Origin of the sequence: Lentzea sp. CC55 (genome assembly GCF_021056325.1) — a bacterium.
Classification (GTDB): Bacteria; Actinomycetota; Actinomycetes; order Mycobacteriales; family Pseudonocardiaceae; genus Lentzea; species Lentzea jiangxiensis.
This window is the reverse complement of record NZ_JAJCXE010000022.1, coordinates 887,857-913,706: the sequence shown is the minus strand read 5'-3', so window position 1 is coordinate 913,706 and position 25,850 is coordinate 887,857. Positions and strand designations below refer to the sequence as shown.

Sequence of the window (25,850 nt, the reverse complement as noted above, 5' to 3'; positions counted from 1 at the left end):
TGTGCATCCACAGGCAACCACGGGCAGGACAGGGGCGTCTCAAGATCATGTCGAAGAAGCCGTGCACGTCCAGTGGGCAGTTCCGCCGCGCGCAGAAGCCCGCCACCCCCAAGCCGCCGACCCGGCGCTGAGTTGGCATGATCACCCCGCACGGGTAGCGGCGTGATCATGCGGAGGCATCAGTGGCCGACATCGACCCCCAGAACGACGACCAGCTCACCGATCTCGAGATGACCCAGGAGTTCGAGGTCATCCGCGACGACAGCTGAGCTAGGCGATCGGCAGCTCGGCGCGGACCGTCCACCCAGTCGGTTCGCGTCGGCCTGCGGAGAAGCGCCCGCCCAGCAGGTCCACGCGCTCGCGCATGCCGACGAGCCCGTAGCCACCCGATCCCCCGACGGGAACGCCCGAGGCCACCCCGTCGTCCGCCACCTCCAGGTGCAGCAGCCCGTCCCCCGAAGTCAGCGACACGTCCACTGAGGACACCGCCGCCGCGTGCTTCCGGGTGTTCGTCAACGATTCCTGGACCAGTCGCAGCACCGAGCGGGCCAGTTCCTGCGGCACGGCGTCCCGCAGGTCGAACGAGAGCCGCACCGGCAGACCCGATTCCCCTGCCAGCGCGCGCACGTCGTCCATCAGCGACGAAGAAGCGGCCGGGCCGGCGGACTCACCGTCCCGCAGCGTTCCCACCAGGCGGCGCATCGCCGTCAGCGCCTCGTGCCCGGACGCCTCGATCGTCGGCAGCACCTGCTCGGCGGCCGCGCGGTTCAGCTGACCCGCCCGCGCGTGCACGACGATCGCCGTCACGTAGTGCGCCACCACGTCGTGCAGCTCCCGCGCCAGCGCCATCCGCTCGGAGTTCTGCGCCGCCGCGACGGAGGCCGCCAGCTGCGACGCGCGTTCGTTGTCGCGGGCGCGGAAGTAGAGACCGGTGCCGATGGCCAGCACGAGCATGATGCACGCGCCGAACAGGTACGACGTCGGATCCGGCTGCCACTCGCGGTACTCGCGGGCGGACACGGCCGGCCACCCGAGGACCTCCGCGCTGATCATCGCCGCCACGACGAGCACGGTGCCGAGCACCGCGCGGACGCGCGAGGCCTCCCGGACGAGGATCGCGATGGTCGCCATCGCCGCGCCGGTCATCGAGATGGTGGCACCGCTGAGGAAGAAGTGCGGTTCGAACGGGATGCCGAGGAGCCGCAGGTAGAGCGCCGAGCAGGCGATCGCGAACGCCGCCGCGAGAGCCGCGTCGAACGGCTTGCGCGGAGCCAGCACCGAGATCGCGCAGACGACCAGGACGCCGGGGAGCTGCCACCAGCCGAGGTCGGTGCTGATCGCCCCGGTTTCCGCGAGGACGATGCCGGTGAGCGAGAGCGCCAGCGGCCACTGGCGTTTGGCGAGCAACCGCCAGTTCATGTCCGTGCTCTCCACCCGGGCAACAGTAGGGCCGAAGGGGTGATCCCGCGTCCGACTCCGGTCTACCCGCGGGTCAGCCGGAAGGCTGAGTGGGCGACCTGCGGAAATACCCTCACGGCGGATGCCGGATCACACGCCGGTCACGGACTCTGGAGGAGCGGAAGACGAGAGACGGAGGACACCATGTTGTCAGTTGTTTTCACCTGGGCGGCCGCGGTGGTCGGCCTGCTGGTCCTCGCGCTGATGGCCCTGTCGGGCGTGATGATCGACTCGAAGCACTAGTACCGCGACGGACCAGCGTGTGATGGGGAAGTCAGGCGCTGGTCAGGGAGTGGTGCTGGCGGAGCAGCTCCGCCAGCCTGCTCGTCGGCTGGGGACGGGTCTCGTCCAACGCGGTCGTGAAGCGCGCCGGGGAACCGGTCCGTGCGCGCGCCGCGGCCGCGGTGTCCAGCCGGAACGCGGGCCGTGCGGCCGACGGGCGCTGGCGCGAACGCAGCCAGGCCAAGCGGTGCAGCGCCTCCGCGTGGTGGTCCGTGATCGTGACGGCCGCCTTGTCGAACGAGTGCAGCACTGCCGCGTTCAGGTGAACCGTGGCGAAGTCCCGCCACAGCGTGCGTTCGGACGACGTGTCGAGCCCCAGCGCCTCGGCCACCTGACGCGCCACGCCGTAGGCGCCTTCCTCGGCCAGTGACCGCGTGCCGATCTCGGCGCCGACGAACCACGAGTTGAACGGCGCGGCCGGGTAGTGCACGCCGCCGATCGACAGCCTCATGTTCGAGATGACCGGGACCGCGTGCCAGCGCAGGCCCATCTCGCCGAACCACGGCAGGACCGGGTGCTCCAGCGGCACCTCGTGCACGACCTCGGACGGCAGCGTGAACAGCCGCGGCCCCTCGTGCCGGGTCTCCACCACCAGCGGCAGCAGGTCGAACCGCGACCGCCGCGCCGGTGGACGCCACCCCATGCCCTGCATGGTCTCGGTGAACTGGGCGTACCGGCGGTCCCCCGTGCCGTCGGCGTACCCGGCGTACCGGACGAGCTGCTCGTTCCAGATCACCGGTCCCGGCGCACCGGGCGCGTCCGGCGCGAAGACCGTGACCAGCGGGCGGATTTCGCCGCCGTTCGTCGCGAGGCGCAGGTGCTCGACGCACTCGCCGGCGACGGCGGCGGCGTTGCGGTAGCCGCGCAGGTCGCGGACCTTCAGCCGGCGCCACGGCACACCCGAGGTGCACCAGCCGGAGTCGCGCAACGCGATCCTCGCGCCGTAAGCGAGCTCGTGGGTGGTGTGGCGGTAGGTTCCGGTCTCGGCGATCTCGGCGCGCACCTGTGCGATGCGGGCGGACAGCGAGCCTGCGTCGGAGTGCGCCGCGTGGAACATGCGGACGAACTCCTCCGCGACGGGGAGGACGTCGGGGGTCACGGAGCGGAACGCTAAGCCCGGAAGAGCTTCACGCGTCACTGCCACTCGGGGCATTTCGGGTGATCAACACCAGCCACTCCGACGAGTGAACGCAAGACCCACGGTGCTCGCTCGTTCGGCTTGAGACCTCGATCAGGTGAGGTCGTTCCGGCGGAACATCAGGTCGTGGGAGATCCGGCCCTCGTTCACCGCGCGCTGCTCGAACTTCGTGACGGGCCGCCAGTCCGGCCGGGGCGCCCAGCCGTCGTGCACGTTCGTCAGCAGCCGCTCGCCGGAGCACACCTCGAGCATCTGCTCCGCGTAGTTCTCCCAGTCGGTCGCGAGGTGCAGCACGCCACCGGGCTCCAGGCGCGACGCCACGAGCGACACGAACTCGGGCTGCACGAGCCGGCGCTTGTGGTGCTTCTTCTTCGGCCACGGGTCCGGGAAGAAGATCCGCACGCCGTGCAACGACGCGGGGGCGATGTGGTCGGTCAGCAGGTCGACGGCGTCACCGCGCAGCACGCGCAGGTTGCCGAGGCCTCCGAGGTGCTCCGCGCGCAGCAGCAGCTGGGCCAGTCCCGGCTTGTAGACCTCGACGGCGACGTAGTTCAGCTCGGGCGCGGCGGCCACGAGCTGGGAGGTGGTCTCGCCCATGCCGGAACCGATCTCCAGCAGCACGGGAGCGGAACGGCCGAACCACGACGTGAAGTCCAGCGGGCCCTCGGGCAGGGACTTCACGTCGTTGCCCATCTTCTCCCAGTGCGTGTCCCAGGCACGTTCCTGTCCCACGGTCATGCGCTCGCCGCGCTGCACGAAGCTGACGATGGAACGGTGGTGCTCAGGCCTGGTCACGACCGGAAAGCCTAGGCGATGAGCTCGATGTCCTCGATTTGCGCCCGCAGGTCGGCGACCGTGAAGTCGATGGCGTGGGGGTGACCCGGCCCGCGGTGGGCGGGAACGAGGTGGACGAAGCCGCGGTGCGAGTCGGTGAACTGCACGGTCGTGGGGGTGGCGGGACCGTAGACACCACTTTCGGAGGGGACGTACTCCCAGTACCCGACCTCGCCGAGGTCGACCCACGGGACGAACACCCAGCCGGGACGGGACGAGAGCAGTTCGCTCACGGCGTCCTCGACGGCATGACCTTCGGCACGGGAGCGCAGACGCCCCCGGTCCAGCGCACGCAGCCACCACGGCGCGGGCGCGTCCTCGACGGACCGCACCGAGCGGTACATCGTGAGCACTTCCTCCTCGGGGGCGCGGTTCACCCAGGAACGACGCGCCTGTGCAGGGGTGAGGGGGATTTCGGCAGGATTGGGAGCTTCGAGAGCACTGGACCACTCGAGGCCGAGCATTGCTTCCACACGGACCACTGGCCACCTCCGCAGCGGGGATAACCCAATTGAACGTGAACTCAAACGCCGGTGATGTCCAGATTGCCTGGTTTCACAGTTTGTTAACAGCTCTCTTACGCAACGTGTGACACCAGGCACGTTGCACCGTGACCTGGAAACACGATGTAGCTGGCGTGGCCCTGCTTCCCGCGCTCTCCGTCGCGCTGCCCCTGCTGCTCGCCGCGCAGACGATCGAGGAGCAGGAGTGGCACCTCGACGCGCTCGACGTCTACTCCGCGCAGGCCCAGGCGCGCGGGGACGGCGTGGTCGTCGCCGTGATCGACTCCGGCGTCGACGCCCAGCACCCGGACCTGGCAGGACAGGTGTTGCCGGGGGCCGGGTTCGGCAGCTCGAAGGGGACCGACGGCACGACCGACACCGACGGCCACGGCACCGCGATGGCCGGGATCATCGCCGCCACCGGCCGTGACGGCGGGGCGCTCGGCATCGCGCCCGGCGCCAAGATCCTGCCGGTCGCGAGCTCCGAGAAGGAGCAGTTCACGCTCGACGTCGTCGCGGAGAGCATCAGGTGGGCCACCGACCACGGCGCCAAGGTCATCAACATGTCCCTCGGCTTCTCCAGCTCGATGACGCCGACCCTCGTCAAGGCCGTGAACTACGCGATCGAGAAGGACGTCGTCCTCGTGGCCGCCACCGGCAACGAGGGCAGGGCCGTCTCGGCGCCCGCGAACATCCAGGGCGTGATCGCGGTCTCCGGGACGACCAGGGACGGCAAGCCGTGGGCGTCGTCGAACGTCGGCGCGGACACGGTGCTCTCGGCTCCGGCGGCCGGCATCGTGACGACCTCGCCGAAGAGCGTCTACCCCAGCGGCTACGCCGAGGTGGACGGCACGAGCGCGGCGTCGGCGATCGTGTCCGGGGTCGCGGCGCTGGTGCGGGCCAAGCACCCGCGGATGCCCGCGAAGGACGTCGTCAACGCGTTGATCAAGTCCGCGAAGGACCTGGCGGAACCCGGCAGGGACGCGACGACGGGCTTCGGCGTGGTCGACCCGGTGGGCGCGCTCACCGCGCAGCTCCCGCCGGTGGAGCGCAACCCGCTCCTGCCGCCGCCGAAGCCGTCGACCACGAAGCCCGCGCCGACGCCGGCGCAGACCGCCCAGCGCCCGGACGTGGACCTGGGGAGCCGGATGCCGTTCATCGCGGCCGTCGCCGGTGGCACCGCGGTGATGACGGGCCTGCTGATCGCGTTGCCCGCCATCAGGTCGCGCCGTCCCCGCCCGCAGGCCACCGTGCACGTGCTGCCGCCGCTCAGTGGGAGTGGTACTCCACCGACTCCTTGGTGAGCTGCATGAAGGCCTCCTCCAGCGAGCCGCGCTGAGGACTGAGCTCGTGCAGCACGACGTGGTTCTCCGCCGCGATCTCACCGATCCGCTGCGCCGGGATCCCGTGCACCACCAGGGCTCCGCTCGCCGAGTCGTCCGTCACCGTGGCGTGTGCGGCGAGGATTTCGCGCAGCTTCGCGGCGTGCGGCGAGCGCACCCTCACGTGGTCCTGCGTGGCGTCGGCGATGAACTGCTCGGTGGAGGTCTGCGCGATCAGCCGCCCCTTGCCGATCACGATGAGGTCCTGGGCCGTCTGCGCCATCTCCGAGAGCAGGTGGCTCGACACGAACACCGTGCGGCCCTCCTCCGCGAGCCGGTGCATGAACTGCCGGATCCAGAGGATGCCCTCGGGGTCGAGGCCGTTGACCGGTTCGTCGAAGAGCAGCACCTCGGGGTCGCCGAGCAGTGCGCCCGCGATGCCGAGCCGCTGGGACATGCCGAGCGAGAACCCGCCGGCGTTCTTGTGCGCGACCTCGGTGAGGCCGACGACCTCCAAGACCTCCCGCACCCGGCTGACCGGGATCTTGTTCGACACGGCGAGCCACTTGAGGTGCGACCGCGCGGAGCGGTTGGGGTGCACCCACTTCGCGTCGAGCAGCGCGCCGACCTTGCGCAGCGGCTGCTTGAGCTCGGCGTAGTGCTTGCCGTCGATCCTGACGTCGCCGCCGGTGGGGGTGTCGAGGCCGAGGATCATCCGCATGGTCGTGGACTTGCCGGCGCCGTTCGGGCCGAGGAACCCGGTGACCCTGCCCGGCCGCACGGTGAACGACAGGTCTTCGACGGCCTTGGTCCTGCCGTAGTGCTTGCGCAACGCCACTGCTTCGATCACGGCATTCTCCCGTTCGCTCGGTGGAAGGACTGATCGGGACGTGGGTCATCCCCCGACGGATGACCCACGTCCCGCTCCCCCTTGCCCGGTCACGCGTCCCGGCGCTTGGCGACGATCAGCGCGACCACCAGCAGCGCCACGGCGATGCCGGCGAAGTAGCCGAGCGAGCCCCATTCGCTCAGCTTGAAGTCGACCCCGGTGCCACCCTGTTCGGGGCTGTCCGCTCCCATCGACACGAAGTGGGTGGCGTTCATGAACGGCAGCCACGCTTGGATGTTCTGGCCGGCCTTGGGGATGATCCCGATCAGGTTCTCGGCGAGCATCTGCCACACGAGCAGGATCGCGACGGCACCGGCGGTCTGGCGGACCAGGATGCCGACGGCCACCGCGATCACCGCGCCGACGGCGTAGATCAGGCCGATGCCCGCCACGTGCCGCCACTCGGCGGCCGTGTTGATCGCGAGGTCCGAGCTCGGCGAGATCAGCTTCGCCACACCCCACGAGCCGAAGGCGATGATCTCGCCCAGCACGCCGGCGATGAACGCGACGACGACGGCCTTGGCGACGAGCGCGGACGTGCGGTTCGGCACCGCGAGGAACGTCGAGCGGATGGTGTTGAAGCGGTACTCGGTGGTGACCGCGATCGCCGACATCACCAGCACCACCGCGATGGCGAGCTGGCTGCTGCCGATCTGGGTGAGGCCGAGCGGGATCGGACCGTCGCCGGCCGCCGCGAAGATCGCGGTGAGCCCCACGCCCAGGACGATGGCGAGTGCGCTGCACCAGTAGGGCGAACGGGTCGAAAAGAGCTTGATTCTCTCCACTGCCAACAGGGTCATCAGACTCACTTCCCGATCTCTGCGTGGTACTCGACAGCATCGCCGGTCAGCTGCATGAACGCCTCTTCGAGCGAACCGCGCTGCGGGCTCAGCTCGTGCAGCACGACGTCGTTCGCCGCCGCGATGTCACCGATCTGGTCACTGGTGGCACCCGTTACGGACAACGCGCCGTCCGCGCCGTCACGAACCGTGAAGCCCTTGTCGACGAGCAGCGGGCCGAGCTTGAAGAGCTGAGGGCTGCGCACGAGCACCGAGTTGCCCGTCGAGCGCTCGATGAACTCCTGCGTGGTGCTCTGCGTGATCAGCTTCCCCCGGCCGATCACCACGAGCTCGCTGGCCGTGAGCGCCATCTCCGACAGCAGGTGGCTCGACACCAGGACCGTGCGGCCCTCGGCGGCGAGGTTCTGCATGAACGTGCGGATCCAGAGGATGCCCTCGGGGTCCAGGCCGTTCACCGGCTCGTCGAACAGCAGCACCTTCGGGTCGCCGAGCAGTGCCGCCGCGATCCCCAGCCGCTGCGACATGCCGAGCGAGAACCCGCCGGCGTTCTTGCCCGCGACCTGCGTGAGGCCGACGGACTCGAGCACCGCGTCGACCCGCGACTTCGGCAGGCCGTTGGACACCGCGAGCCACTTGAGGTGGGCGCGGGCCGAGCGGTTCGGGTGCACCCACTTGGCGTCGAGCAGTGCGCCGACCGTCCGCAGTGGACGCTTGAGGTCGGTGTAGGACCTGCCGTCGATCAGCACGCGGCCTGCCGTCGGACGGTCGAGCCCCAGGATCATCCGCATGGTGGTGGACTTGCCCGCGCCGTTCGGACCGAGGAATCCGGTCACCCGTCCAGGTTGGACGGTGAACGACAGGTCGTCGACCGCGACCGTCCTGCCGTATCTCTTGGTGAGGCCGATTGCCTCGATCATGGGCTTCCCCTCTCGGTGACGGGACAACTCTCGCGCTCCGAGGGGGTTCGGCACATCGACCTGCGGTCTTCGAGTGCCGTCAACTTCCGTCGCCGGGTGGCGCTACCTCCGTCGTAGTTGAATGAGCCACATGGGATACACGGAAGCTCCCGAGGGCTGGTGGCGCGAGTTCGTCCTGGCCAAGCCGGCGCGCACCGCCAAACTGGCCGTCACCCGCAAGGACGGATCGCCGCACGTCGCGCCGGTGTGGGTCGACCTCGACGGCCCGGACGTCGTCTTCCTGACCGGCCGCGACACGGTCAAGGGCAGGTCGATCCTGCGCGACGGCCGGGTGGCGCTCTGCTTCGACGACGAGAACCCGCCGTTCAACTTCGTGACGATCACCGGCCAGGCCGTCGTCGACGAGGACGCCGAGCAGCTGCGGTACTGGGCCGGCCGCACGGCCGCGCGCTACATGGGCGACGACCGCGCCGACGAGTTCGCCGAGCGCAACGGCGTGCCCGGCGAGCTGCTCGTCCGCGTCAAGGTCGACAAGGTCGTCGCCAAGGTGAACGTCTCCGACTAGGGGTTCCTAGGCGGGGAAGAACCTCGTCAGGACCTGGGCCGCGCCGTCCTCCAGCACGGTCGGCGCGACCTCGTCCGCCACGGCCCGCACGGTCGCGGGCGCCTGCCCCATCGCCACGCCGAGCCCCGCCCACTCGAGCATCTCGACGTCGTTGCTGCCGTCGCCGATCGCGAGCGCGTCGCGCGGGTCGATGCCGAGATCCCGGCTGAGCTCGTCCAGCGCCGTGCCCTTGGTGGTGTTCGGCGGCACCGCGGTCAGCCACGCCTCCGTGTGGTCGACGGACCACTCGATGCCCGGCAGTTCGAGGTCCTTCACCGCGAACGACAGCTCCGGTGGCGTGCGGTCGAGCCAGCGCATCACCAGCCGTGGCGTGCGGACGGCCGCGATCTCGTCGAACGTCGCGCTGGTCGTGACGCCCCACAGGTCACCCGGCAGGAACTCGCCGAGCGAGAGGTTGCCGACCCCGGTCTGCTCGACCGCGAACACCGAGTCCGGCAGCAACGCCCGCAGCGCCTCGATCGTCGGACCGGGCTCGAACGTCGTGCGCTTGACGACCTCCGCGCTCACCGGGTCCCACCACACGGCGCCGTTGGAGCACACGGCGAACGAGGCGGGCACCTGCGCGGCGATCGGGGTGGTGCCGATGAGGCTGCGGCCGGTGCAGAGCACGACCTTGGTGCCGTGTTCCGTCACTCGGGTGATGGCCGCTTTCACGGCGGGTGAGATGTCGTTCGAGCCGACCGAGGTCAGGGTTCCGTCGATGTCCAAGGCCACCAGGCGCGGTCTCCAGTTCACGTGGAACCACCCTAGGCGACGGTTAGTGAATTGTGGTTCACTAATGCCGTGGCACGACCTCGCACCATCACCGACGAACGGATCCTGAACGCCGTCGCGGCCGTGATCGACCGGCGCGGCCCGGAGTTCACCGTCGCCGACGTGGCGGCGCAGGCCGGGGTGTCGGTCGGCGCGGTGGCGAAGCGGTTCGGGTCGAAGAGCGGTCTGCTGCAGGCGTTGACCCGCGCGGGCACGGAAGACGTGGTCCGCCGGATGCGCGAGGCGGGGTCCGTCCGCGAGGCGCTGCTGACCTGGTTCGACCGCCTGGCCGACCCGGTCGTCGCCACGAACAACCTGGCGCAGCTCGGCGTCGACCTGATCGACCCGGAACTGCGCGCGCTGCTGGCCCGGCACTACGCCGTGCTGGAAGCGGAGCTGGAAGTCCTGTGCGCGGCCGAGAACCTCCCACCGAACGCGGCCCGAGTCCTCGCCGCCCTGGTGTACGGGATCTCGATGGACTGGTCCGTGCGACCGCGCGGCGACCTCCTGGCCCGCACGGCAGAAGACGTCGACCTGGTACTGGAAGGGATGCGCTGATGGCCACCTGGGCCGAGTTCACGGCGGAACAGCCGGACATGGCCGCGTTCGTGGAGAGCAGGTTCGCCGCCGACCGGCACGCGCTGATCGCGACCCTGCGCCGCGACGGCGCGCCGCGGATCAGCGGCGTGGAACCGGACTTCCTCGACGGCGAGCTCTGGGCGGGCATGATGCCGAACTCGTTGAAGTCCCGCGACCTGCGGCGCGACCCGCGGTTCGCGCTGCACTGCATGTCGACGATCGCCTCGATGACCGAGGCCGGCGACGCGAAGATCAGCGGCACCGCGGAGTTCTGGACCGACAAGGACGTCTACCTGAAGCACCTTTTCGACCGCACGGGGTGGCAGCCGGAGGAGATCGACCTGTTCCGGTTCGACGTCACCGAGGTCGTGCAGCTCACCGTCGAGGGTGACGAGATGGTCGTCCTCTCCTGGCACGAGGGAAGGGGAACTCGGCGTGTCAGCAAGAAGTGAACCCGATCTGAGCGGGAAGGTCGCGGTCGTCACCGGCGCCACACGGGGTGCGGGCCGGGCGATCGCGGTCGAGCTCGGAGCAGCCGGCGCGACGGTGTACGTCGCCGGCCGGACCACCCGGTCGCAGCAGTCACCGGTCGGGCGGTCCGAGACGATCGAGGAGACCGCGGAGCTGGTCGACTCCGCCGGCGGCAAGGGGATCCCGGTCCGGTGCGACCTCACCTCGGTGTCCGATGTGGACGCCCTGGCCGCGCGCCTCGACCGGCTGGACGTCTTCGTCGACAACGCCTGGGGCGGCGAGAACCTCGTCGAGTGGGGCAAGTTCTGGGAGCACGACCTCGAACGGCAGCTGCGGATGTGGCGCAACGGGGTGGAGACGCACCTGGTGGCGATCCACCGGTTGATGCCGTTGGTCCTGCGGTCCGACGACGCGCTGGTGGTCGAGGTGACCGACGGGGAGGACGGGGAGGCCTACTTCGTGAACCTCCCCTACGACGCCGTGAAGTCGTCCGTCCGGCGGTTCGGGGAGGTGCTGGCTCGGGACCTCCGCGAGTTCCCGCACGTCACCGCCGTTGCCGCCACGCCGGGGTTCCTGCGGTCCGAGCAGATGCTGGAGGGGTTCGGGGTCACCGAGGCGAACTGGCGGGACGCCGTCGAGAAGGTGCCGGACTACGCGTTGTCCGAGACGCCGCACTACCTGGGGCGGGGGCTGGCGCACCTCGCCGCCGATCCGCAGCGGCGGCGGTTCGCGGGGCAGTGCCTGTCGTCCTGGCGGTTGAAGCGGGAGTACGGGTTCACGGATCTGGACGGGTCCCAGCCCGACTGGGGGCGGTGGTACGAGGAGGTGGTGAAGCCTCGGATGGCCGGGGTGGAGGTTGAGGCTGATCCTGAGTCGTACCGGTGAGGGTGGGGTTCCGGCGGTGGGCCTGGGGTGAGCCGGTGGGGCCGCTCTGTCCGTAGGTGGTCGCTTTGCGGGCGGTCGGTTGCTGTTCGGCGGTTCCCCTGGGGGCTCTGCCCCCAGACCCCCGGCAATCTGATCGGGGGCCCGCGCTTTGAGTGGGTTGATGGCACGCCTGTTTGTGTTGGGCGGCTGCCGGTTGCGTTGGTGGTTGCGTTGGCGGTGGGGTCCCGTCACAAGCCGCACCAGGAGCTGTGGCGCGACTCGTGACGGGACCCCACCGCCGGGAGCGTCTGCTCAGGACGGCTCGCCTTCGGCGTCGCGGTTGGTCAGGCGTCGCCTGGGCGTACCAGGCCCGTCTCGTACGCCAGCACCACTGCCTGGACCCGGTCCCGCAGTTCCAGCTTCGCCAGGATTCGTCCCACGTGCGTCTTCACCGTCGCCTCGGACAGGAAGAGCTTCCGCGCGATCTCCGTGTTCGACAGGCCCTTCGCGATCAGCACCAGCACCTCGCGCTCGCGTTCGGTCAGCACGTCCAGCACCGTGGCGTCGCGGAGTTCGCCGCCGCCGTCGCCGAGGAAGCGGCCCAGCAGGCGCTTGGTCACGGACGGGGAGACCACGGCGTCGCCTGAGGCGACTGCTCGCAGGGCCGAGACCAGGTCCGAGGGTGGCGTGTCCTTCAGCAGGAAGCCGCTGGCTCCGTTGCGCAGGGCGGAGAGCGCGTACTCGTCCATGTCGAAGGTGGTCATGACCAGCACCTTCGCCGTGTCGGCCTCGGTGATGCGCTTGGTCGCCTCCACTCCGTCCAGCACGGGCATGCGGACGTCCATCAGGACCACGTCCGGGCGGAGTTTGTCGGCCATCTGCACGGCGTCGAGGCCGTCGGCGGCTTCGCCGACGACGTCGATGTCTTCCTGCGCGCCCAGCACCATGCGGAAGCCCATGCGCATGAGTTCCTGGTCGTCTACCAGCAGCACCCGAATCACTCGATCACCCTATGCGGCCAGTGGGAAAGTCGCGCGGACGCGCCAGCCCCCGCCGGGGTTGGGGCCCGCCTCGAACTCGCCGCCCAGGACCGCTGCCCTTTCCCTCATGCCGATCAGTCCGTTGCCGCCGGAGACCTTGACGACGTCGTGCGGTGTGCCGAAGCCGTTGTCGACGACTTCCAGGCGCAGCTCTTCCGGGGTCCTGGCCAGGCGGACCATGGCGGTCGTGCCCGAGCCGGCGTGCTTGATGGTGTTGGTCAGCGCTTCCTGCACGATGCGGTAGACGCTCAGGCCCACGCCCACCGGGAGGTCGTCGACGTCGCCGGTGATCTCCAGTCGCACCGGGACCCCGGCGGCTCTGGTGCTCTCGGCCAGTTCGACGACTCCTCGCGCGTCCGGCTGCGGCGCCCACTGGGTTTCGGCGTCCTCGCTGCGCAGGACGCCGAGCAGGCGGCGCATCTCGGTCAGCGCCAGGCGGCCCGTGTCGGCGATGGTGCGGACGGCGTTCTCGGCCACTTCCGGTTGCGACCTGATCGTGTACGCGGCGCCGTCGGCGTGGACGATCATCACGCTCACCGCGTGGGCGACCACGTCGTGCAGTTCGCGGGCTATGCGCGAGCGTTCCTCGCCCACCGCGATCTTGGCCTGCTGGTCGCGTTCGGTCTCCAGCAGGACCAGGCGTTGCTCCATCTCCCGCTGGTAGGCGCGGCGGGCTCCGACGAACTCGCCCATCGCCCAGCTGAAGCCGAAGATCACGAAGACCATGAACACCAGGAACACGGCCTGGAGCTCGCCCACCTGGAAGATCGCCCAGAGCAGCGTGCCCGCCAGCAGCCAGCCCGAGTAGATCAACGCCGTCTTGCGGTTCGTGGACGCGACGAGCGTGTACAGCGCTATGGCCAGCGCGAAGTCGGACATCCGGACCGGGATGCCCAGGTCGTAGCTGCCGTGGCTGAAGAGTTGGAGGAACGCTCCGCCGAGGATCAGGTAGCTCGAGCCGAGCGGGTGGTGGCGGCGGAACGGCAGGGGTCCGAGCATCAGCAGCGTCACGGCCAGGTAGGCCGAGAACGACACCCCGCGGTCGACCGCCTCGACGCCGAAGCCCAGGTCGAAGAGCAGCAGAAGACCGGCGATCAGGGAGTCCCCGAACGCCGGATGAGCCTTCATCCACAGGCTGAACCGCCGCACCGGACAAGATTAGGTGCGGATCGAACTTCCCCGCGTCGCGCCACGGGCTGACGCTTCGTACGACTTCAGTGTGAGTTGTTGTGTCGAGGGGTTGATGAGAACCGGGGGTGGTGCCGTGGCCTGGGGCTCGTGGCCGACCCCTCGAACCGCGCGGCGTTCGCTGGAGCGGTGGGCGGTGTCGGACGCGGTGCGGGTGGCGATGCTCACCCCCAGAGCGCTGTTCGACTTCGCCTCGAGATGGGTGCCTGCTACCTCCGCACCGGTCACCTCTGGGAAAGGCTCCTGTGGCTTCGCCGGGATCCGGAGACCGAAGGCGTGCTCACAACAGGACGAAGGCAGGGCACCGTGGTGGCTGCCCTGCCTTCGCATGCACCGAACCCGCTCTCCGCCGCCGCGGCGGAGAGCGTCGCCACAGCTCGGTCGCTCGGCGCCAGTGAGGGGGGAGGCACTGAACGCCGTGCGAGCCCACTACTTGGGTGAGTAGGGCGACTCGATCTTGGGTGCGGGTCGCGGTTCGCCGATGTGCGCCTGGCGTTCGTCGTAGATGCGGTGCTCTTCGGCCATCTGGTCCGCGAGCTGTTGCTGGAGCTGGCGATCCCTGATCCTGGCCAGGATCGCCATCGTGACGCCGTGGGCGAGTGCCAGGAGCAGCAGCACCACGCCGAGCTTCACGACCACGTTCTTCACCGAGTCGCCGGTGTCGACGTCGATGGTCGACACCAGTGCCAACAGGCCCAGCACGACGAGGTGGAACAGCACGGCCGTCAGCTTCATCATGCCGCCGGCCTGCTCCTCGTCGTACGAGGCGCGCCTGAGATATGCCTTGCCGCTGTGGTAGATCAGCTGGCCGTCGACCACGACCAGGACGATCCCCAGCACTAGGAACGTCACGTAGCTGTCACCCATGCGCTGTGGCTACCCGTGCACGCACGCCCACAAACCGTGGCACGATTTGTGCCCGTGACGGCGTTGCAGGGACAACAGTTGGCCGGTCCGCTGTGCGCGGCGGTCGCCAACCTGTGCATTGCCCTGCAACCGCAGGTCTCCCCGCGGACCGCGGCGGGGTTCCAGGAGGTGCTGCGCCGTCTCCACGCGCCGTTGCAGGTCGCCGTCGCCGGCCGGATCAAGTCCGGCAAGTCGACTCTCGTGAACGCTCTGATCGGCCGCCGGGTCGCACCTACCGACATCGGCGAGTGCACACGGCTCGTGACGCGCTATCAGTACGGCACGGTCGACCGCATCGAAGTCGTGCTGCGGGACGGCAGGCGGCAGGTGCTGCCGTTCGACGCGAACGGCATGATCCCCGCTTCTCTCGGCGTGGAGGGCATCTCGCACATCGAGGCGTATCTGACGAACGCGGTGCTGCGCGACTTCACCGTCATCGACACGCCTGGGCTCGGTTCGCTGGACGCGGCTTCGGTCGCCCGCACCGAGGAACTGCTCGATCCCGTGTCGCGCAACGCGGTCGCCGGTGCCGAGGCTGTTCTCTACGTCGTGACGCAGGGCGTGCGCGCGGACGACCACTCCGCCATCGCCGCCTTCACCGCCGCGACGGCGTCCCGCGAGGCCGGGCCCGTCAACGCGATCGCCGCGCTGAACAAGGTCGACGCCGTCGCGCCGGAAACCGTCGAGGGGGCGGAGGGTGACCTCTGGCGGGCCGCGGAGATCCTGGCGGCGAAGCAGGCCGAGCTGCTCAGGCCGCGGGTCGCCGACGTGCTGCCGGTGATCAGCCTGCTCGCCGAGTCCGCCGAGACCGGGGAGTTCACCTCGGCGGACGCGGAGGCGTTGCGCCAGCTCGCGGCGCTGGACGCCGAGACCCGCACGATGATGCTGATGTCCGGCGACCTCTTCACCTCCTGGGACTGCGACGTCGCGGCCGGGGTGCGGTCGAGGTTGCTGGAGAAGCTCGACCTCTACGGGATCGGCCGCGCCCTCGCGGCCCTGGACGCCGAACCCGGGCTGACGGCCGGCGCGCTGCGGCGGGTGCTGTTCGACGCGTCCGGGTTCGCCGCCGTCCGGGGCAGGCTCGACGCGGTGTTCCGGGCGCGGGCGGACGGCATCAAGGCGGCGGCGGCGCTGGCGTCGGTCACGTCGCTGAGCTCCGCCGAGCCCGGCGAACGGCAGCGCGTGCACGACGCGATCGAGGTCCTGCTCGCGAGGCCCGAGGCGCACCAGCTGAGGTTGCTGGAGGCGTTGACGCTGGTCTCGTCCGGTGCCGTGACGCTGGCGCCGGACCTGACGGAGGAGGTGCTGCGCGTCGGCAGCACGCCGGACGTCGCCGCGCGGCTGGGGCTGCCGGGCCGTCCCGGACCGGAGCTGGTCGCGTACGCGCTGGAACGCGCCGGGTGGTGGCGTTCGTTCGCCTCCTTCGGCGCGACTCCGGCGCAGGCCCGGGTGGCGCACGTCGTCCACCGGGCGTATTTCCTCATGTGGCAGCAACTACGTGCTGGGGGGCACCGATGAGCGTGAACGGAACCGATCCGGCTGAAGTGGCGTCGGACCACGGTGTGGAGACCATTGCCGACGAGCTGCTCGACCAGGCGCTGGCCGAACGCCGCGCGCTGGTGCAGCTGTGCCTGTACGCGCTGGACCGCGCCAGTGCCGGCGTGGTCCAGCGCATCGAGGAAGGTCTGTCGTCCATAGGGGTCGTGGCGGTGCGTGCCGACGGTCAGCGCTTCGACCCGTCGCGGCACGAGGCCGGTGGCGCCGTGCCGACGGACGACCTGTCGTTGCAGGGCTTGGTGGCGGAGACCGAGGTGCCCGGCTTCTGCGACCGTGGCCGCGTGCTGCGCGCACCGATCGTGACGGTCTACACGGCCCGATGAGCAACCTCTCGCAAACAGTCCGCCAGACGCGCGAACGCCTCACTGCTCTCGTGCGCGAGCTCGACCCGTCGATGGCCGACTGGGTGACCCGCCGCTCGGCGCCCGAGGTGTCGTCCGTCGTGATCGTCGGTGAGACGAACCGCGGCAAGTCCTCACTGGTCAACGCCCTCCTGGCGACCCCGGGCCTGTCCCCGGTCGACGCCGACGTGGCCACCTCGACCTACCTCGTCTTCCAGCACGGTCCGGCCTGGGCGGCGCGCGCCTGCTACCCCGGCCTGCTCGCACCCGTCAGCTTCCCGCTGCCCCTGCTGATCAACTGGGTCTCCGCCGCCCACGACCTGCCCGAGGGAGAGCTGCCGCCCCGCTACGTCGAGGTCGACGCGCCGATCCCGTTGCTGGAACGCATGTCCGTGGTCGACACCCCCGGCGTCGGCGGCCTGGAGTCGGTGCACGGTGAGCTGGCTCTCGAAGCCGTCACCTCGGCCACCGCCCTGGTGTTCGTCGTGGACGCCTCGTCCCCGTTCACCCGCGGCGAGCTCGACTTCCTCGAGCGCGTCGGCGACCGCGTCGAAACCGTCGTCTTCGCCCTGACCAAGACCGACCAGTACCGGGGCTGGCGCCAGGTCCTCGACGCGGACAGGGCCCTGCTGGCCGAACACGCCCCGCGCTTCGCCGACGCCCCCTTCCACCCGGTGTCGTCGCGCATGTTCGACATGGCCGCGCAGGCCCCGAACCCGGACGCGGCCGCCATGCTCCGCGAACGCTCCGGGATCTCCGCCCTGCAGACCGCGCTGCAGGAACTGGTCGCGGGCCGAGCGGGAATGCTGGCGGAAGCCAACGCCCTGCGCGCCCTCTCGACAGTGCTGGCGGAACTGGAAATCCGTCTCGAACACGAGAAGCGCGCTCTGTCCGTCGGCGAAGACGAAGCCGCGGTCCTCCGCGCCCGCCGCGACGAGCTGCAAACCGAACGCCGCTCCTCCACCAGGGGCTGGCAGGTGCGCCTGCGCGGCGAGGTCCAACGGGCCCGCATCGAGAACTCGCACGAGATCTCCCGCCAGATGCGCGACCTCCAGACCTGGTACCGCCAGGCCATCGACGCCGCCGACCGCACCGCCCTGGCAGGCCTGCCGCACCAGGTCGACACAGCGCTGCAGGTCGTCTCCGGCCGCATCTCCACAGCGCTGTCCGCGCGCCTCTCCCAGGTCACCGACTCCGTGCTCGCCACCCTGTTCAGCGCGGAGGAGCTGACCCTGATCCGCGGCCAGTTCGCCCGCGGCGAGCAACCGCCGATCGTGTTGCGCCCCAAGGAGAAGCGCCCTCCCACAGCCGAGGACAAGCTCCTGGTCTTCATGGGCGTCTCCGGCGGACTGGGCGCGGGCAAGCTGGCCGTGATGCCGCTGGCGGGCCTCGGCATCGCGGCCCTGAACCCGATCGTCCTGCCCGTCACCATCGCCCTGGGCCTCGGCGCGGGCTGGTGGATGGCCCGCACCCGAACCCACACCGCCGAGAAACAACACGTCAAGCAGTGGCTCTCCGACGCCATCGCCGACGCACGCTCCACAGTGGACCAACTGGCCGCCGAGCAGCTGATCGAGGCCGAGCAGGCCCTGTCGCTGGCCCTGGACGAGGCACTGGCCAAGCGCATCGAAGCCATCGAGGCGGAGCTGCGCGAGGTCGACCGGGCGCTGCGGATGGAGGCCGGCGAGCGCGGGCGCGAGCTGCAGGCGGCGACCCGGCAGCTCGCGGAGGTGGAGCAGGGGCGGTCGAAGGCGGAGGAGCTGCTGGGCCGGATCCGGTCGGTCCGCGACCGGGCGTGACCTGGCGGGAAGTCGTCCGTACCGGCGCACACGGTTGGCGGCGGAACCAAACCGGCATAACGTGGGTCATACCGGTACATGAGCAAGTAGGAGGTGTGTCCCGGTGTACATCGACGAGAACGGTGCGGCCGACGCCGAGCTGAAGGTGACCGTCGAGGACGAGGAGTACACCGCCGACGTCACCTTCGACCTCGACCAGGACGGCACGAACGACTCCGCCGTGGTCGAGACGGACGACGGTGGCCATCTCGCGTTCACCGACACGAACGGCGACGGTGACGCCGATCTGATGAGCACGTTCGACAAGGACGGCAATCTCCTGAGCCAGGCGCGGTTCGAGGAGAATTCAGGTGAGTGGATCGCGGTGGACCCGAGCGACACTCCGCAGGAAAAAACGAATTCGTCGCCCAAGCAGGCGATTGTCGTGGACACCGAAGACGGCCAGCGAAACGTCGGTCAGGCGACCGAGGACACCGACGGTGACGGCAAGGCCGACACCGCGGTCGTGCGCGATGACGACGGCGACACGTGGTTGTTCACCGACAAGAACGGCGACGGCAAGGCCGACGTGGCGACCGAGATCACACGATCCGGCGAGGTCACGATGTCGGAACATCGTGGTGACGACTGGGTCGAGGTCGAGCACGGGCACATCGAGGCCGACGGCCGCTACGTCACCGACTCGAAGAGCGGCATTCTGGACGACTCGGACGACTGGCTCGAGGAAGAACGGTTCGACGGGGTCGTCCGAATCGATTCCACAACGGGGCAGTGGATCAGCCCGAACTGACGTCCGAACTGAAGCGCAGGTCACAGGCCCCGGTGTGGTGAGAACCGCACCGGGGCCTCTTGTGTTTTTCCGATCTCGCGCCCGACTTAACCTCCGTCCGAGTGCTGAATCGATTCCAGAATCGGTTTTGTGAGAGAAGCGACAGGCTGGGGGTGCGTTACCTGCCATTCACCGGGCTAACCTCGGTCCATCCCCTTCCACGCACGCCCGGGACCACCGGGCGTTGTGGAGCTATTCCCGAGGACGACGCAGTCCTGCACCGGACCACCACGTCCTCGGGCGGCCGAGGCGTTCAGTCAGGAGACGAGACGAGATGACGGCAGTGACCATTCCCGGTCTCGAACAGGCACCTACCAACCACGCGCGCTTGCTCGCATGGGTTCAGGAAGTCGCTGAGCTGACCTGCCCCGACGAGGTTGTTTGGGCTGACGGGTCCCAGGGCGAATGGGACCGTCTCACGAAGAAGCTCGTCGACGCCGGCACTTTCGTGCCCCTGGAGAAGAAGCCCAACTCGTTCTGGGCGGCTTCGGACCCGAGCGACGTGGCTCGTGTGGAGGAGCGGACCTACATCTGTTCGGTGCGCGAAGAGGACGCGGGCGCCACGAACAACTGGATGGACCCTTCCGAGATGAAGGCCATCATGACCGAGCTCTACCGGGGCTGCATGCGTGGTCGCACGATGTACGTCATCCCGTTCTGCATGGGCCCGCTCGACGCCGAGAAGCCGATGCTGGGCGTGGAGATCACGGACTCGGAATACGTCGTCGTTTCCATGCACATCATGACCCGCATGGGCACCAAGGCCCTCGCGGTCTTCGGTGAGGACGCCGACTTCGTGCCGGCGCTGCACTCCCTCGGCGCTCCGCTCGAGCCCGGCCAGGAAGACGTGCAGTGGCCGTGCAACACCACCAAGTACATCTCGCACTTCCCGGAGACGCGCGAGATCTGGAGCTTCGGCTCCGGCTACGGCGGCAACGCCCTGCTCGGCAAGAAGTGCTACTCGCTGCGCATCGCGTCCGTGATGGCGCGGGACGAGGGCTGGCTCGCCGAGCACATGCTGATCCTCAAGCTCACCTCGCCGGAGAACAAGGCGTACTACATCGCCGCCGCGTTCCCGTCGGCCTGCGGCAAGACGAACCTCGCCATGCTGGAGCCGACCATCCCCGGCTGGAAGGTCGAGACGCTCGGCGACGACATCGCCTGGATGCGCTTCGGTGAGGACGGCCGCCTCTACGCGGTGAACCCGGAGAACGGCTTCTTCGGTGTCGCGCCCGGCACCGACTACCACACCAACCCGAACGCGATGCGCACCATCGCCAAGGGCAACTCGCTGTTCACGAACGTCGCGCTGACCGACGACGGCGACGTCTGGTGGGAGGGCATGGGCGAGCCCCCGGCCCACCTCACCTCGTGGAAGCACCAGGACTGGACGCCGGACAGCGAGGAGCTCTCCTCGCACCCGAACTCCCGCTACTGCACGCCGATCGAGCAGTGCGACATCAAGGCGCCCGAGTGGGACGACCCGAAGGGCGTGCCGATCTCGGCGATCTTCTTCGGTGGCCGTCGCGCCACGACGATCCCGCTGGTCACCGAGTCGCGCGACTGGCAGCACGGCACCTACATGGGTGCCACCCTGTCGTCGGAGACCACGGCCGCCGCGGTCGGCAAGACCGGCGTCGTCCGTCGCGACCCGATGGCGATGCTGCCGTTCATCGGCTACAACGCCGGTGACTACTTCCAGCACTGGGTCGACCTCGGCAAGCGCGCCGACGCCGACAAGCTGCCGAAGATCTTCTACGTCAACTGGTTCCGCCGCGGCGACGACAAGCGCTTCCTGTGGCCCGGGTTCGGCGAGAACTCGCGCGTGCTGAAGTGGGCCATCGAGCGCATCGAGGGCAAGGCCGCCGCGCAGGAGACGCCGATCGGCTACGTGCCGACCGCGGACGACCTGGACCTCGATGGCCTGGATGCGCCGCGCGAGGACATCGAGGCCTCGCTCGCGTTCGACGCCGACGAGTGGCGTGCCGAGATCCCGCTGGTCGAGGAGTGGTTCGCGAAGATCGGTGAGAAGGTCCCGACCACGCTCCGCGACGAGCTGGAAGCTCTGAAGCAGCGCCTGGGCTAGCTCGCCCGAGGTGTTCGACGACCCGGCGGTCAACGGCGACCGCCGGGTCATCTTTTTGGGGTACTACTGTCGTGTGACGCAAGACGACTTCCTCGGCGGGCTGAACTTCGACGGTTCGAAGCGCGACGTCGAGGTCGGCCCGAGTACGGGCATCGTGCGCTACTACCCCGTGCCGCCCGCTCCGCCGGCCCGCACGCCGTGGTGGCGCTTCGCGCTCGTGTTCATGATCGGACTGGCGATCGGCGTGGTCGCCGGAGTGGTCCTGTGCAGCGTTTTTCTCTGAGTCCGCGCAGCTCGTAGTCCACATGCGACGAAGTTGTCCACAGGTGTGGACGAACTTGTGCACATGTTGTGGATAGCTGTGGACAGCCTGGGGACTTCTCCACGACCCGTGGAAACGGTCTTGCTCCAGGAATGAACCCGGCCGGTTCCGGGAACGTCTCAGTGTGTGAGGGCGGTCACAAAGATCGTCAACCGGGACGGAAAGGGAGGTGTGCCGTGGGAATCGCAGGAATCGCGATGCTGGTGCTGTCCCTGGCCGCCGTGCTGATGGTCGTGGTCGCCGGATCAGTTCGGCAGCGGGTTGTCGCGGATGCCGAGGAGGGTGCCGCTGAAGGTCTTGCCGGCCTCCGCGTAGCAGACGGCGTTGGTCCACCCCTCTGACCAGGCCTGCGAGCCGGGGTTCCGCCACGCGGGGAACACGTCGGTGCGCTTGGACGAACCCAGGTAGTCGTGCACGGCCTTGGTGCACTTCTCGTTCGCGATGGAGTTCATCTGCTCCTTGGACGGAGCGGGGTCGGACGACTTGCCGAGCGACACGACGCCACCGGGCACGGCCTCGGCCATGTGCGGCGTGTTGCAGGCAACGACCTTGACCTCCTGGTCCTTCGACGGCGATCCCTGGGTGCAGGTCTGGAACGTGCTGAAGCCGTTGTTCTTCAGCACGTCTTTCACGGAACCCTTGCGCGGCAACGGCTTCTCGTCGGGACTGATCTCCACGACGGTGCACAGCCGCCAGCGCTGGCCGTCCTTCCAGCCCTGCTCGTTCGGCCAGAAGGCCCACACCCGCAGGCGCGTCGAGTCGGAGTCCGCGCCGCCCAGGTAGTCGCTGAGCGCCTGGCGGCACGGCGGGAGCGCGGCCTTGCGCAGCGCCTGCGTGTCCGGGTACGTCGAGGGGAGGCCGGACATCTCACCGATGCTCATGACCTCGGCCTCGTGCGAGTCGGTGCACTGCAGCACCTTGAGCTCGTAGGCGTTCATGCACTGCCCCGGTTTGGGCAGCGTGGGCGCGGCGGCGGAGGCGGTGGACGGCATCGGTCCGGGGACCGCCTGCCCTCCCACCTGGATCGCGCACGCGGACAGCGTCAACGTGCTCAGGACAATCGCCACCGCCAGCCGCACACGAGTCACACCACAGAGACTAGGGCCTTCACTTGGTCGGCGATGTCCCGACGCTGCTTTTCGAAGGCCGCATCGGTCAGCGCGGCCGGGTCCGCGGGCTGCCCGAGCACCGGCGTGTGGAGGTGTCCACCGAGGACGTTCGTTGCGCCGTAACCGATTCGCAGCCGGTTGGCGCGGTACATGCTCTCGTTGGAGAGGTAGTCACCACCGCCGCCGGAGGCCGCGACCCTGCCCGGCGTCGGCTCGTCCGTGCGGCACGACTGCTGCGAGCCGACGACGACCCACTCGCAGAAACCGCGGTTCAGCGCCACGGTGAACGGACCGGTGCCCGCGTCGATCATCTTCTGGAACGGCAGCGTGGTCTCGATGAACTCGTCGGCCGGCTGCGGCCAGCCGGGCGCGTTCGGGACGCTGCCGTAGGAACCGATGTCGTTGTTGTCCGCGAAGCCACCGCGCCAGCGCGCCGCCCACCGCTCAACGTCGAACCGGCCGGGCCGGCCCTGGCTGATCGTCACGAACGCGTCGGGCTTCTGCGCCAGCGCGGTTCCGTAGAACCGCTCGACGACTCCCTCGTCGAAGCCGCCCCACAGCACCGGCAGCACCGCGGCCTGCAGCACGACCTTGCCGGTCGGCGTGGTGATCTCGCGGCCGTCGAGCTGCAACGCCGCCGCGCCCGCCGGGTTGGCGCGCCGCACGTTCGTGCCGGTGAGCTGGAACGGGTCGAAGCCGGTGACGGCGATCCTGCGCACGCCGGGCTGTGGGCCGAACGCGGCGTCGCTCAGGCCCCGTGACGCCCAGTCGAACTTCTGGATGAGCTTCGCGCGCTCGTCGGGCGCCAGGGCGAACCGCGGTTTCCACTGGCGCAGCGCGGAGCTGAGCTGCAGCCGTGCCCAGTAGAGCGGGCGGTCGTCGTAAGCGTCGTGCGTCTGCGGTTGTGTGCTTTGCGCGCGGGCCACAGCGGCCTTCCACAGCGCGTTGCCTTCGCGTTCGACGAACTGCTGCGCCTGCCTCGCGACGACCTGGCGGCAGAGCTTGGAGGTGAACTCGGTGACGCGGGTGTCGAACCCGGCGAGCCGCACGAGCGCGGGTCCGACGGCGGGGCCGCCGGTGACGAGCGTGTCGTCGAGGCGCTGCTCCTCGACGGTCAGCGGGACGGTGGTGTCGTAGCAGTTCGCGTCCTGCGCGTGTGCGGGGGCAGGACTCAGGGTGAGGGCGAGTGCGGTCAGGCCGACCAGTCCGGCGATGGTTTTCACGTGTTCGATCCTCAACGCAAAGGGCCACCCGCCGTAACCGGCAGGTGGCCCCAAGTGTTGACGACAGCGTCTCAGTGGGCTGCGACGGGCTTGACCCTCGGGTTGTCCTCGTCGACGTGGTAGTCCGACGGGTCCGTCTGGTCGGTTCCGTTGAACCACTTGGCCTTCTGGGCGATCAGCGTGACGACCACCGCGACGAGCAGGTTCACGAACAGCGCGACCATGCCGACGTAGATCTGCGTCGTCGAAGCGCCGAACGGGTGCCAGCCGAAGATCGAGATGTTGCCCAGCGGCAGCGCGGACCCGGCGAAGTGCGACTTGCCGATGGCCGGGTTGCCGATGTTGTAGAGCAGCCACATGCCGTAGCCCATGCCGCCGACCCAGCCCGCGACCAGGCCGTACACGTGGAACCAGCGCGTGTAGAGCGCGATCGCGACCGCGGGCAGCGTCTGCAGGATCATGACGCCGCCGATGAGCTGCAGGTCGATCGAGAACTGCGGGTCGACGAACACGATGAACGCCACCGCGCCGAACTTCACGACCAGCGACGCGAGCTTGGCCTGCTTGGCCTCCTCGGCCGGGCTGGCGCTCTTCTTGATGTACTCCTTGTAGACGTTGCGCGTCCACAGGTTCGCCGCCGCGATCGACATGATCGCCGCGGGCACCAGCGCGCCGATGCCGATGGCCGCGAACGCGATGCCCGCGAACCACGACGGGAAGTTCGCGCCGAAGAGCTCGGGGACGATCGTGTTGGTGTCCGGACGGCCGGTCGCCTGGTTGACGATCGGCTTGGTGCCCGCGCTGATCGCGACGAGGCCGAGCAGTGCGAGCAGGCCCAGCAGCAGCGAGTACGCGGGCAGCGCGACCATGTTGCGCTTGATGACGTTGCGCCCGCGGCTGGCGAGGATGCCGGTCAGCGAGTGCGGGTAGAGGAACAGCGCGAGCGCGGAACCGAGGGCCAGCGTCGCGTACTGCAGCTGGTTGGTGCCGGTCAGCAGCGTGCCGTCGGCCTTGCTGGGCGTCGCGTCGAACTTGGCCTGCGCGTCGCTGAAGATCTCGCCCCAGCCGCCGAACTTCGCGGGCAGGTAGATGATCGCGACGAGGATGACCAGGTAGATCAGGATGTCCTTGACGAACGCGATCAGCGCCGGCGCCCGCAGACCCGACTGGTAGGTGTAGAGCGCGAGGATCAGGAACGCGATGAACAGCGGCAGGTGGCCGAGGATGCCGGAGCCGTTGAGGCCCATGGACCGCAGCACGGCCTCGAGGCCGACGAGCTGCAGCGCGATGTACGGCATGGTCGCGACGATGCCGGTGATCGCGATGATCAGCGCCAGCCAGTGCGAGCCGTAGCGGCCCTTCACGAAGTCCGCGGGCGTGACGTACCCGTGCACGCGGCTGACCGACCACATCCGCACCAGCGGGAGGAAGACGAGCGGGTACAGGATCACCGTGTACGGCAGCGCGTAGAAGCCGAGCGCGCCCGCACCGAACATCAGCGCCGGCACCGCGACGAAGGTGTACGCGGTGTAGAGGTCACCGCCGACCAGGAACCACGTGATCCAACTGCCGAACTTCCGGCCGCCGAGACCCCACTCGTCGAGGTGCTCGAGCGTGTCGCCCTTCTGCCACCGCGCGGCCAGGAAGCCCATCACGGTGACGAGCAGGAAGAGAGCGCTGAAAACGATCAGCTCGGTCCACTGCATCAGTTCGCTCCCTCGTCCAGGTCGTCCACGCCGAGCTTGTCGGGCTTGCCGGTGACCACGGGCTCGTCCTTGGTCTTGACGTAGACGATCCCGACGCACAGGACGCCGAGCGGCACGAACAGGAACTGGTACCAGTAGAAGAACGGCAGCCCGAAGACGCTGGGCTCGCTCTTGTTGAACCACGGCGTGATGAGCATGAGCAGCGGAACTATCAGCAGCAGGTTCCAGTTGCTCCAGCGCAAGCCGGTCTTGTGGTCCGACGGCATGGTGGGCCCTCCGTGTACGCGGTGTTGCGCGGATGTTAGGCCT

The 25,850-nt window shown here is 69.2% G+C and carries 26 protein-coding genes; 11 read left to right on the top strand and 15 right to left on the bottom strand.

Features of this window, described 5'->3' with window-relative positions; translation table 11 throughout:
- Positions 1–270 precede the first annotated feature (270 nt).
- The 4 genes from L6E10_RS20310 to L6E10_RS20295 form a co-directional block, all read right to left on the bottom strand.
- Entirely contained in the window at positions 271–1,434 is a 1,164-nt protein-coding gene (locus L6E10_RS20310; protein WP_236221043.1) for a sensor histidine kinase, read from the bottom strand.
- 298 nt (positions 1,435–1,732) lie between these two features.
- Positions 1,733–2,839, bottom strand: a complete 1,107-nt coding sequence (locus L6E10_RS20305; protein WP_308102830.1) for a nitric oxide synthase oxygenase — start codon at positions 2,837–2,839, stop codon at positions 1,733–1,735.
- A 132-nt stretch (positions 2,840–2,971) separates the two neighbouring features.
- Entirely contained in the window at positions 2,972–3,616 is a 645-nt protein-coding gene (trmB, locus tag L6E10_RS20300; RefSeq protein WP_236221137.1) for a tRNA (guanosine(46)-N7)-methyltransferase TrmB, read from the bottom strand.
- Between the two features lie 68 nt (positions 3,617–3,684).
- Entirely contained in the window at positions 3,685–4,089 is a 405-nt protein-coding gene (locus tag L6E10_RS20295) for a hypothetical protein (protein WP_236221042.1), read from the bottom strand.
- Between the two features lie 260 nt (positions 4,090–4,349).
- Here L6E10_RS20295 and mycP point away from each other — a divergent pair, with 260 nt between their 5' ends.
- Positions 4,350–5,519: a type VII secretion-associated serine protease mycosin gene (gene mycP / locus L6E10_RS20290; RefSeq protein ID WP_236221041.1), complete on the top strand. Its 1,170-nt coding sequence runs from the start codon at positions 4,350–4,352 to the stop codon at positions 5,517–5,519.
- Here mycP and L6E10_RS20285 read toward each other — a convergent pair.
- The 3 genes from L6E10_RS20285 to L6E10_RS20275 all read right to left on the bottom strand — a co-directional run bounded on the left by L6E10_RS20285 (position 5,485) and on the right by L6E10_RS20275 (position 8,143).
- Complete coding sequence (locus L6E10_RS20285) at positions 5,485–6,387, bottom strand: ABC transporter ATP-binding protein (RefSeq protein WP_236221040.1); 903 nt, start codon at positions 6,385–6,387, stop codon at positions 5,485–5,487. The genes mycP and L6E10_RS20285 overlap by 35 nt on opposite strands.
- Before the next feature lie 89 nt (positions 6,388–6,476).
- A complete protein-coding gene (locus tag L6E10_RS20280; RefSeq protein WP_236221039.1) occupies positions 6,477–7,226 on the bottom strand; it encodes a hypothetical protein in 750 nt (249 codons plus the stop codon).
- Positions 7,227–7,231: 5 nt separating this feature from the next.
- Positions 7,232–8,143 (bottom strand): ABC transporter ATP-binding protein, encoded by a 912-nt coding sequence (locus tag L6E10_RS20275; protein ID WP_236221038.1) that lies wholly within the window; start codon positions 8,141–8,143, stop codon positions 7,232–7,234.
- Between the two features lie 130 nt (positions 8,144–8,273).
- Here L6E10_RS20275 and L6E10_RS20270 point away from each other — a divergent pair, with 130 nt between their 5' ends.
- Positions 8,274–8,708 (top strand): PPOX class F420-dependent oxidoreductase, encoded by a 435-nt coding sequence (locus L6E10_RS20270; RefSeq protein WP_236221037.1) that lies wholly within the window; start codon positions 8,274–8,276, stop codon positions 8,706–8,708.
- 6 nt (positions 8,709–8,714) lie between these two features.
- On the opposite strand, the gene L6E10_RS20265 is transcribed toward L6E10_RS20270, so the two are convergent.
- On the bottom strand, positions 8,715–9,503 hold the full coding sequence (locus L6E10_RS20265; RefSeq protein WP_236221036.1) for an HAD family hydrolase: 789 nt from the start codon (positions 9,501–9,503) through the stop codon (positions 8,715–8,717).
- A 48-nt stretch (positions 9,504–9,551) separates the two neighbouring features.
- Here L6E10_RS20265 and L6E10_RS20260 point away from each other — a divergent pair, with 48 nt between their 5' ends.
- Genes L6E10_RS20260 through L6E10_RS20250 form a run of 3 tightly spaced genes read left to right on the top strand, consistent with a single transcriptional unit; the run spans position 9,552 to position 11,456 of the window.
- Positions 9,552–10,079 carry a TetR/AcrR family transcriptional regulator gene (locus L6E10_RS20260; protein ID WP_236221035.1) on the top strand — a complete coding sequence of 176 codons (528 nt, stop codon included), beginning with the start codon at positions 9,552–9,554 and terminating at the stop codon, positions 10,077–10,079.
- Positions 10,079–10,552, top strand: coding sequence for a pyridoxamine 5'-phosphate oxidase family protein (locus L6E10_RS20255; RefSeq protein ID WP_236221034.1), 474 nt, complete (start codon positions 10,079–10,081; stop codon positions 10,550–10,552). The genes L6E10_RS20260 and L6E10_RS20255 overlap by 1 nt, the downstream gene beginning before the upstream one ends.
- On the top strand, positions 10,536–11,456 hold the full coding sequence (locus L6E10_RS20250) for an SDR family oxidoreductase (protein ID WP_236221033.1): 921 nt from the start codon (positions 10,536–10,538) through the stop codon (positions 11,454–11,456). Before L6E10_RS20255 ends, L6E10_RS20250 begins: the two co-directional genes overlap by 17 nt.
- A gap of 323 nt (positions 11,457–11,779) precedes the next feature.
- On the opposite strand, the gene L6E10_RS20245 is transcribed toward L6E10_RS20250, so the two are convergent.
- The 3 genes from L6E10_RS20245 to L6E10_RS20235 form a co-directional block, all read right to left on the bottom strand.
- Complete coding sequence (locus L6E10_RS20245) at positions 11,780–12,436, bottom strand: response regulator transcription factor (RefSeq protein WP_236221032.1); 657 nt, start codon at positions 12,434–12,436, stop codon at positions 11,780–11,782.
- A 9-nt stretch (positions 12,437–12,445) separates the two neighbouring features.
- Positions 12,446–13,624, bottom strand: a complete 1,179-nt coding sequence (locus L6E10_RS20240) for a sensor histidine kinase (RefSeq protein ID WP_308102829.1) — start codon at positions 13,622–13,624, stop codon at positions 12,446–12,448.
- Between the two features lie 468 nt (positions 13,625–14,092).
- On the bottom strand, positions 14,093–14,530 hold the full coding sequence (locus L6E10_RS20235; protein ID WP_236221031.1) for a hypothetical protein: 438 nt from the start codon (positions 14,528–14,530) through the stop codon (positions 14,093–14,095).
- Between the two features lie 48 nt (positions 14,531–14,578).
- Here L6E10_RS20235 and L6E10_RS20230 point away from each other — a divergent pair, with 48 nt between their 5' ends.
- The 6 genes from L6E10_RS20230 (at position 14,579) to L6E10_RS20205 (ending at position 21,464) form a co-directional block, all read left to right on the top strand.
- Complete coding sequence (locus L6E10_RS20230) at positions 14,579–16,087, top strand: dynamin family protein (protein ID WP_374237106.1); 1,509 nt, start codon at positions 14,579–14,581, stop codon at positions 16,085–16,087.
- Complete coding sequence (grpE, locus tag L6E10_RS20225) at positions 16,084–16,449, top strand: nucleotide exchange factor GrpE (protein ID WP_236221029.1); 366 nt, start codon at positions 16,084–16,086, stop codon at positions 16,447–16,449. Before L6E10_RS20230 ends, grpE begins: the two co-directional genes overlap by 4 nt.
- Positions 16,446–18,266 carry a dynamin family protein gene (locus L6E10_RS20220; RefSeq protein ID WP_236221028.1) on the top strand — a complete coding sequence of 607 codons (1,821 nt, stop codon included), beginning with the start codon at positions 16,446–16,448 and terminating at the stop codon, positions 18,264–18,266. Before grpE ends, L6E10_RS20220 begins: the two co-directional genes overlap by 4 nt.
- A gap of 103 nt (positions 18,267–18,369) precedes the next feature.
- On the top strand, positions 18,370–19,056 hold the full coding sequence (locus L6E10_RS20215) for a hypothetical protein (protein WP_236221027.1): 687 nt from the start codon (positions 18,370–18,372) through the stop codon (positions 19,054–19,056).
- A 313-nt stretch (positions 19,057–19,369) separates the two neighbouring features.
- Entirely contained in the window at positions 19,370–21,181 is a 1,812-nt protein-coding gene (locus L6E10_RS20210) for a phosphoenolpyruvate carboxykinase (GTP) (RefSeq protein ID WP_236221026.1), read from the top strand.
- A 10-nt stretch (positions 21,182–21,191) separates the two neighbouring features.
- A complete protein-coding gene (locus L6E10_RS20205) occupies positions 21,192–21,464 on the top strand; it encodes a hypothetical protein (protein WP_236221025.1) in 273 nt (90 codons plus the stop codon).
- 284 nt (positions 21,465–21,748) lie between these two features.
- Here the strand turns inward: L6E10_RS20205 and L6E10_RS20200 are convergent, their stop codons facing one another.
- From L6E10_RS20200 to L6E10_RS20185, 4 genes are all read right to left on the bottom strand, one after another.
- Positions 21,749–22,591: a septum formation family protein gene (locus tag L6E10_RS20200; RefSeq protein WP_236221024.1), complete on the bottom strand. Its 843-nt coding sequence runs from the start codon at positions 22,589–22,591 to the stop codon at positions 21,749–21,751.
- A complete protein-coding gene (locus tag L6E10_RS20195; RefSeq protein ID WP_236221023.1) occupies positions 22,588–23,835 on the bottom strand; it encodes a hypothetical protein in 1,248 nt (415 codons plus the stop codon). Before L6E10_RS20195 ends, L6E10_RS20200 begins: the two co-directional genes overlap by 4 nt.
- 71 nt (positions 23,836–23,906) lie before the next feature.
- Complete coding sequence (gene mctP / locus L6E10_RS20190; RefSeq protein ID WP_236221022.1) at positions 23,907–25,541, bottom strand: monocarboxylate uptake permease MctP; 1,635 nt, start codon at positions 25,539–25,541, stop codon at positions 23,907–23,909.
- Positions 25,541–25,807 carry a DUF3311 domain-containing protein gene (locus L6E10_RS20185; RefSeq protein WP_236221021.1) on the bottom strand — a complete coding sequence of 89 codons (267 nt, stop codon included), beginning with the start codon at positions 25,805–25,807 and terminating at the stop codon, positions 25,541–25,543. The genes mctP and L6E10_RS20185 overlap by 1 nt, the downstream gene beginning before the upstream one ends.
- Positions 25,808–25,850: the final 43 nt, after the last annotated feature.

Excerpts from the sequence above, each read along its gene's own strand:
- trmB (WP_236221137.1), bottom strand. The coding sequence starts at position 3,616 with ATGACCGTGGGACAGGAACGTGCCTGGGACACGCACTGGGAGAAGATG.
- L6E10_RS20280 (WP_236221039.1), bottom strand. The coding sequence starts at position 7,226 with ATGACCCTGTTGGCAGTGGAGAGAATCAAGCTCTTTTCGACCCGTTCG.
- L6E10_RS20275 (WP_236221038.1), bottom strand. The coding sequence starts at position 8,143 with ATGATCGAGGCAATCGGCCTCACCAAGAGATACGGCAGGACGGTCGCG.
- L6E10_RS20270 (WP_236221037.1), top strand. The coding sequence starts at position 8,274 with ATGGGATACACGGAAGCTCCCGAGGGCTGGTGGCGCGAGTTCGTCCTG.
- L6E10_RS20255 (WP_236221034.1), top strand. The coding sequence starts at position 10,079 with ATGGCCACCTGGGCCGAGTTCACGGCGGAACAGCCGGACATGGCCGCG.
- L6E10_RS20235 (WP_236221031.1), bottom strand. The coding sequence starts at position 14,530 with ATGGGTGACAGCTACGTGACGTTCCTAGTGCTGGGGATCGTCCTGGTC.
- grpE (WP_236221029.1), top strand. The coding sequence starts at position 16,084 with ATGAGCGTGAACGGAACCGATCCGGCTGAAGTGGCGTCGGACCACGGT.
- L6E10_RS20220 (WP_236221028.1), top strand. The coding sequence starts at position 16,446 with ATGAGCAACCTCTCGCAAACAGTCCGCCAGACGCGCGAACGCCTCACT.
- L6E10_RS20210 (WP_236221026.1), top strand. The coding sequence starts at position 19,370 with ATGACGGCAGTGACCATTCCCGGTCTCGAACAGGCACCTACCAACCAC.
- mctP (WP_236221022.1), bottom strand. The coding sequence starts at position 25,541 with ATGCAGTGGACCGAGCTGATCGTTTTCAGCGCTCTCTTCCTGCTCGTC.
- L6E10_RS20185 (WP_236221021.1), bottom strand. The coding sequence starts at position 25,807 with ATGCCGTCGGACCACAAGACCGGCTTGCGCTGGAGCAACTGGAACCTG.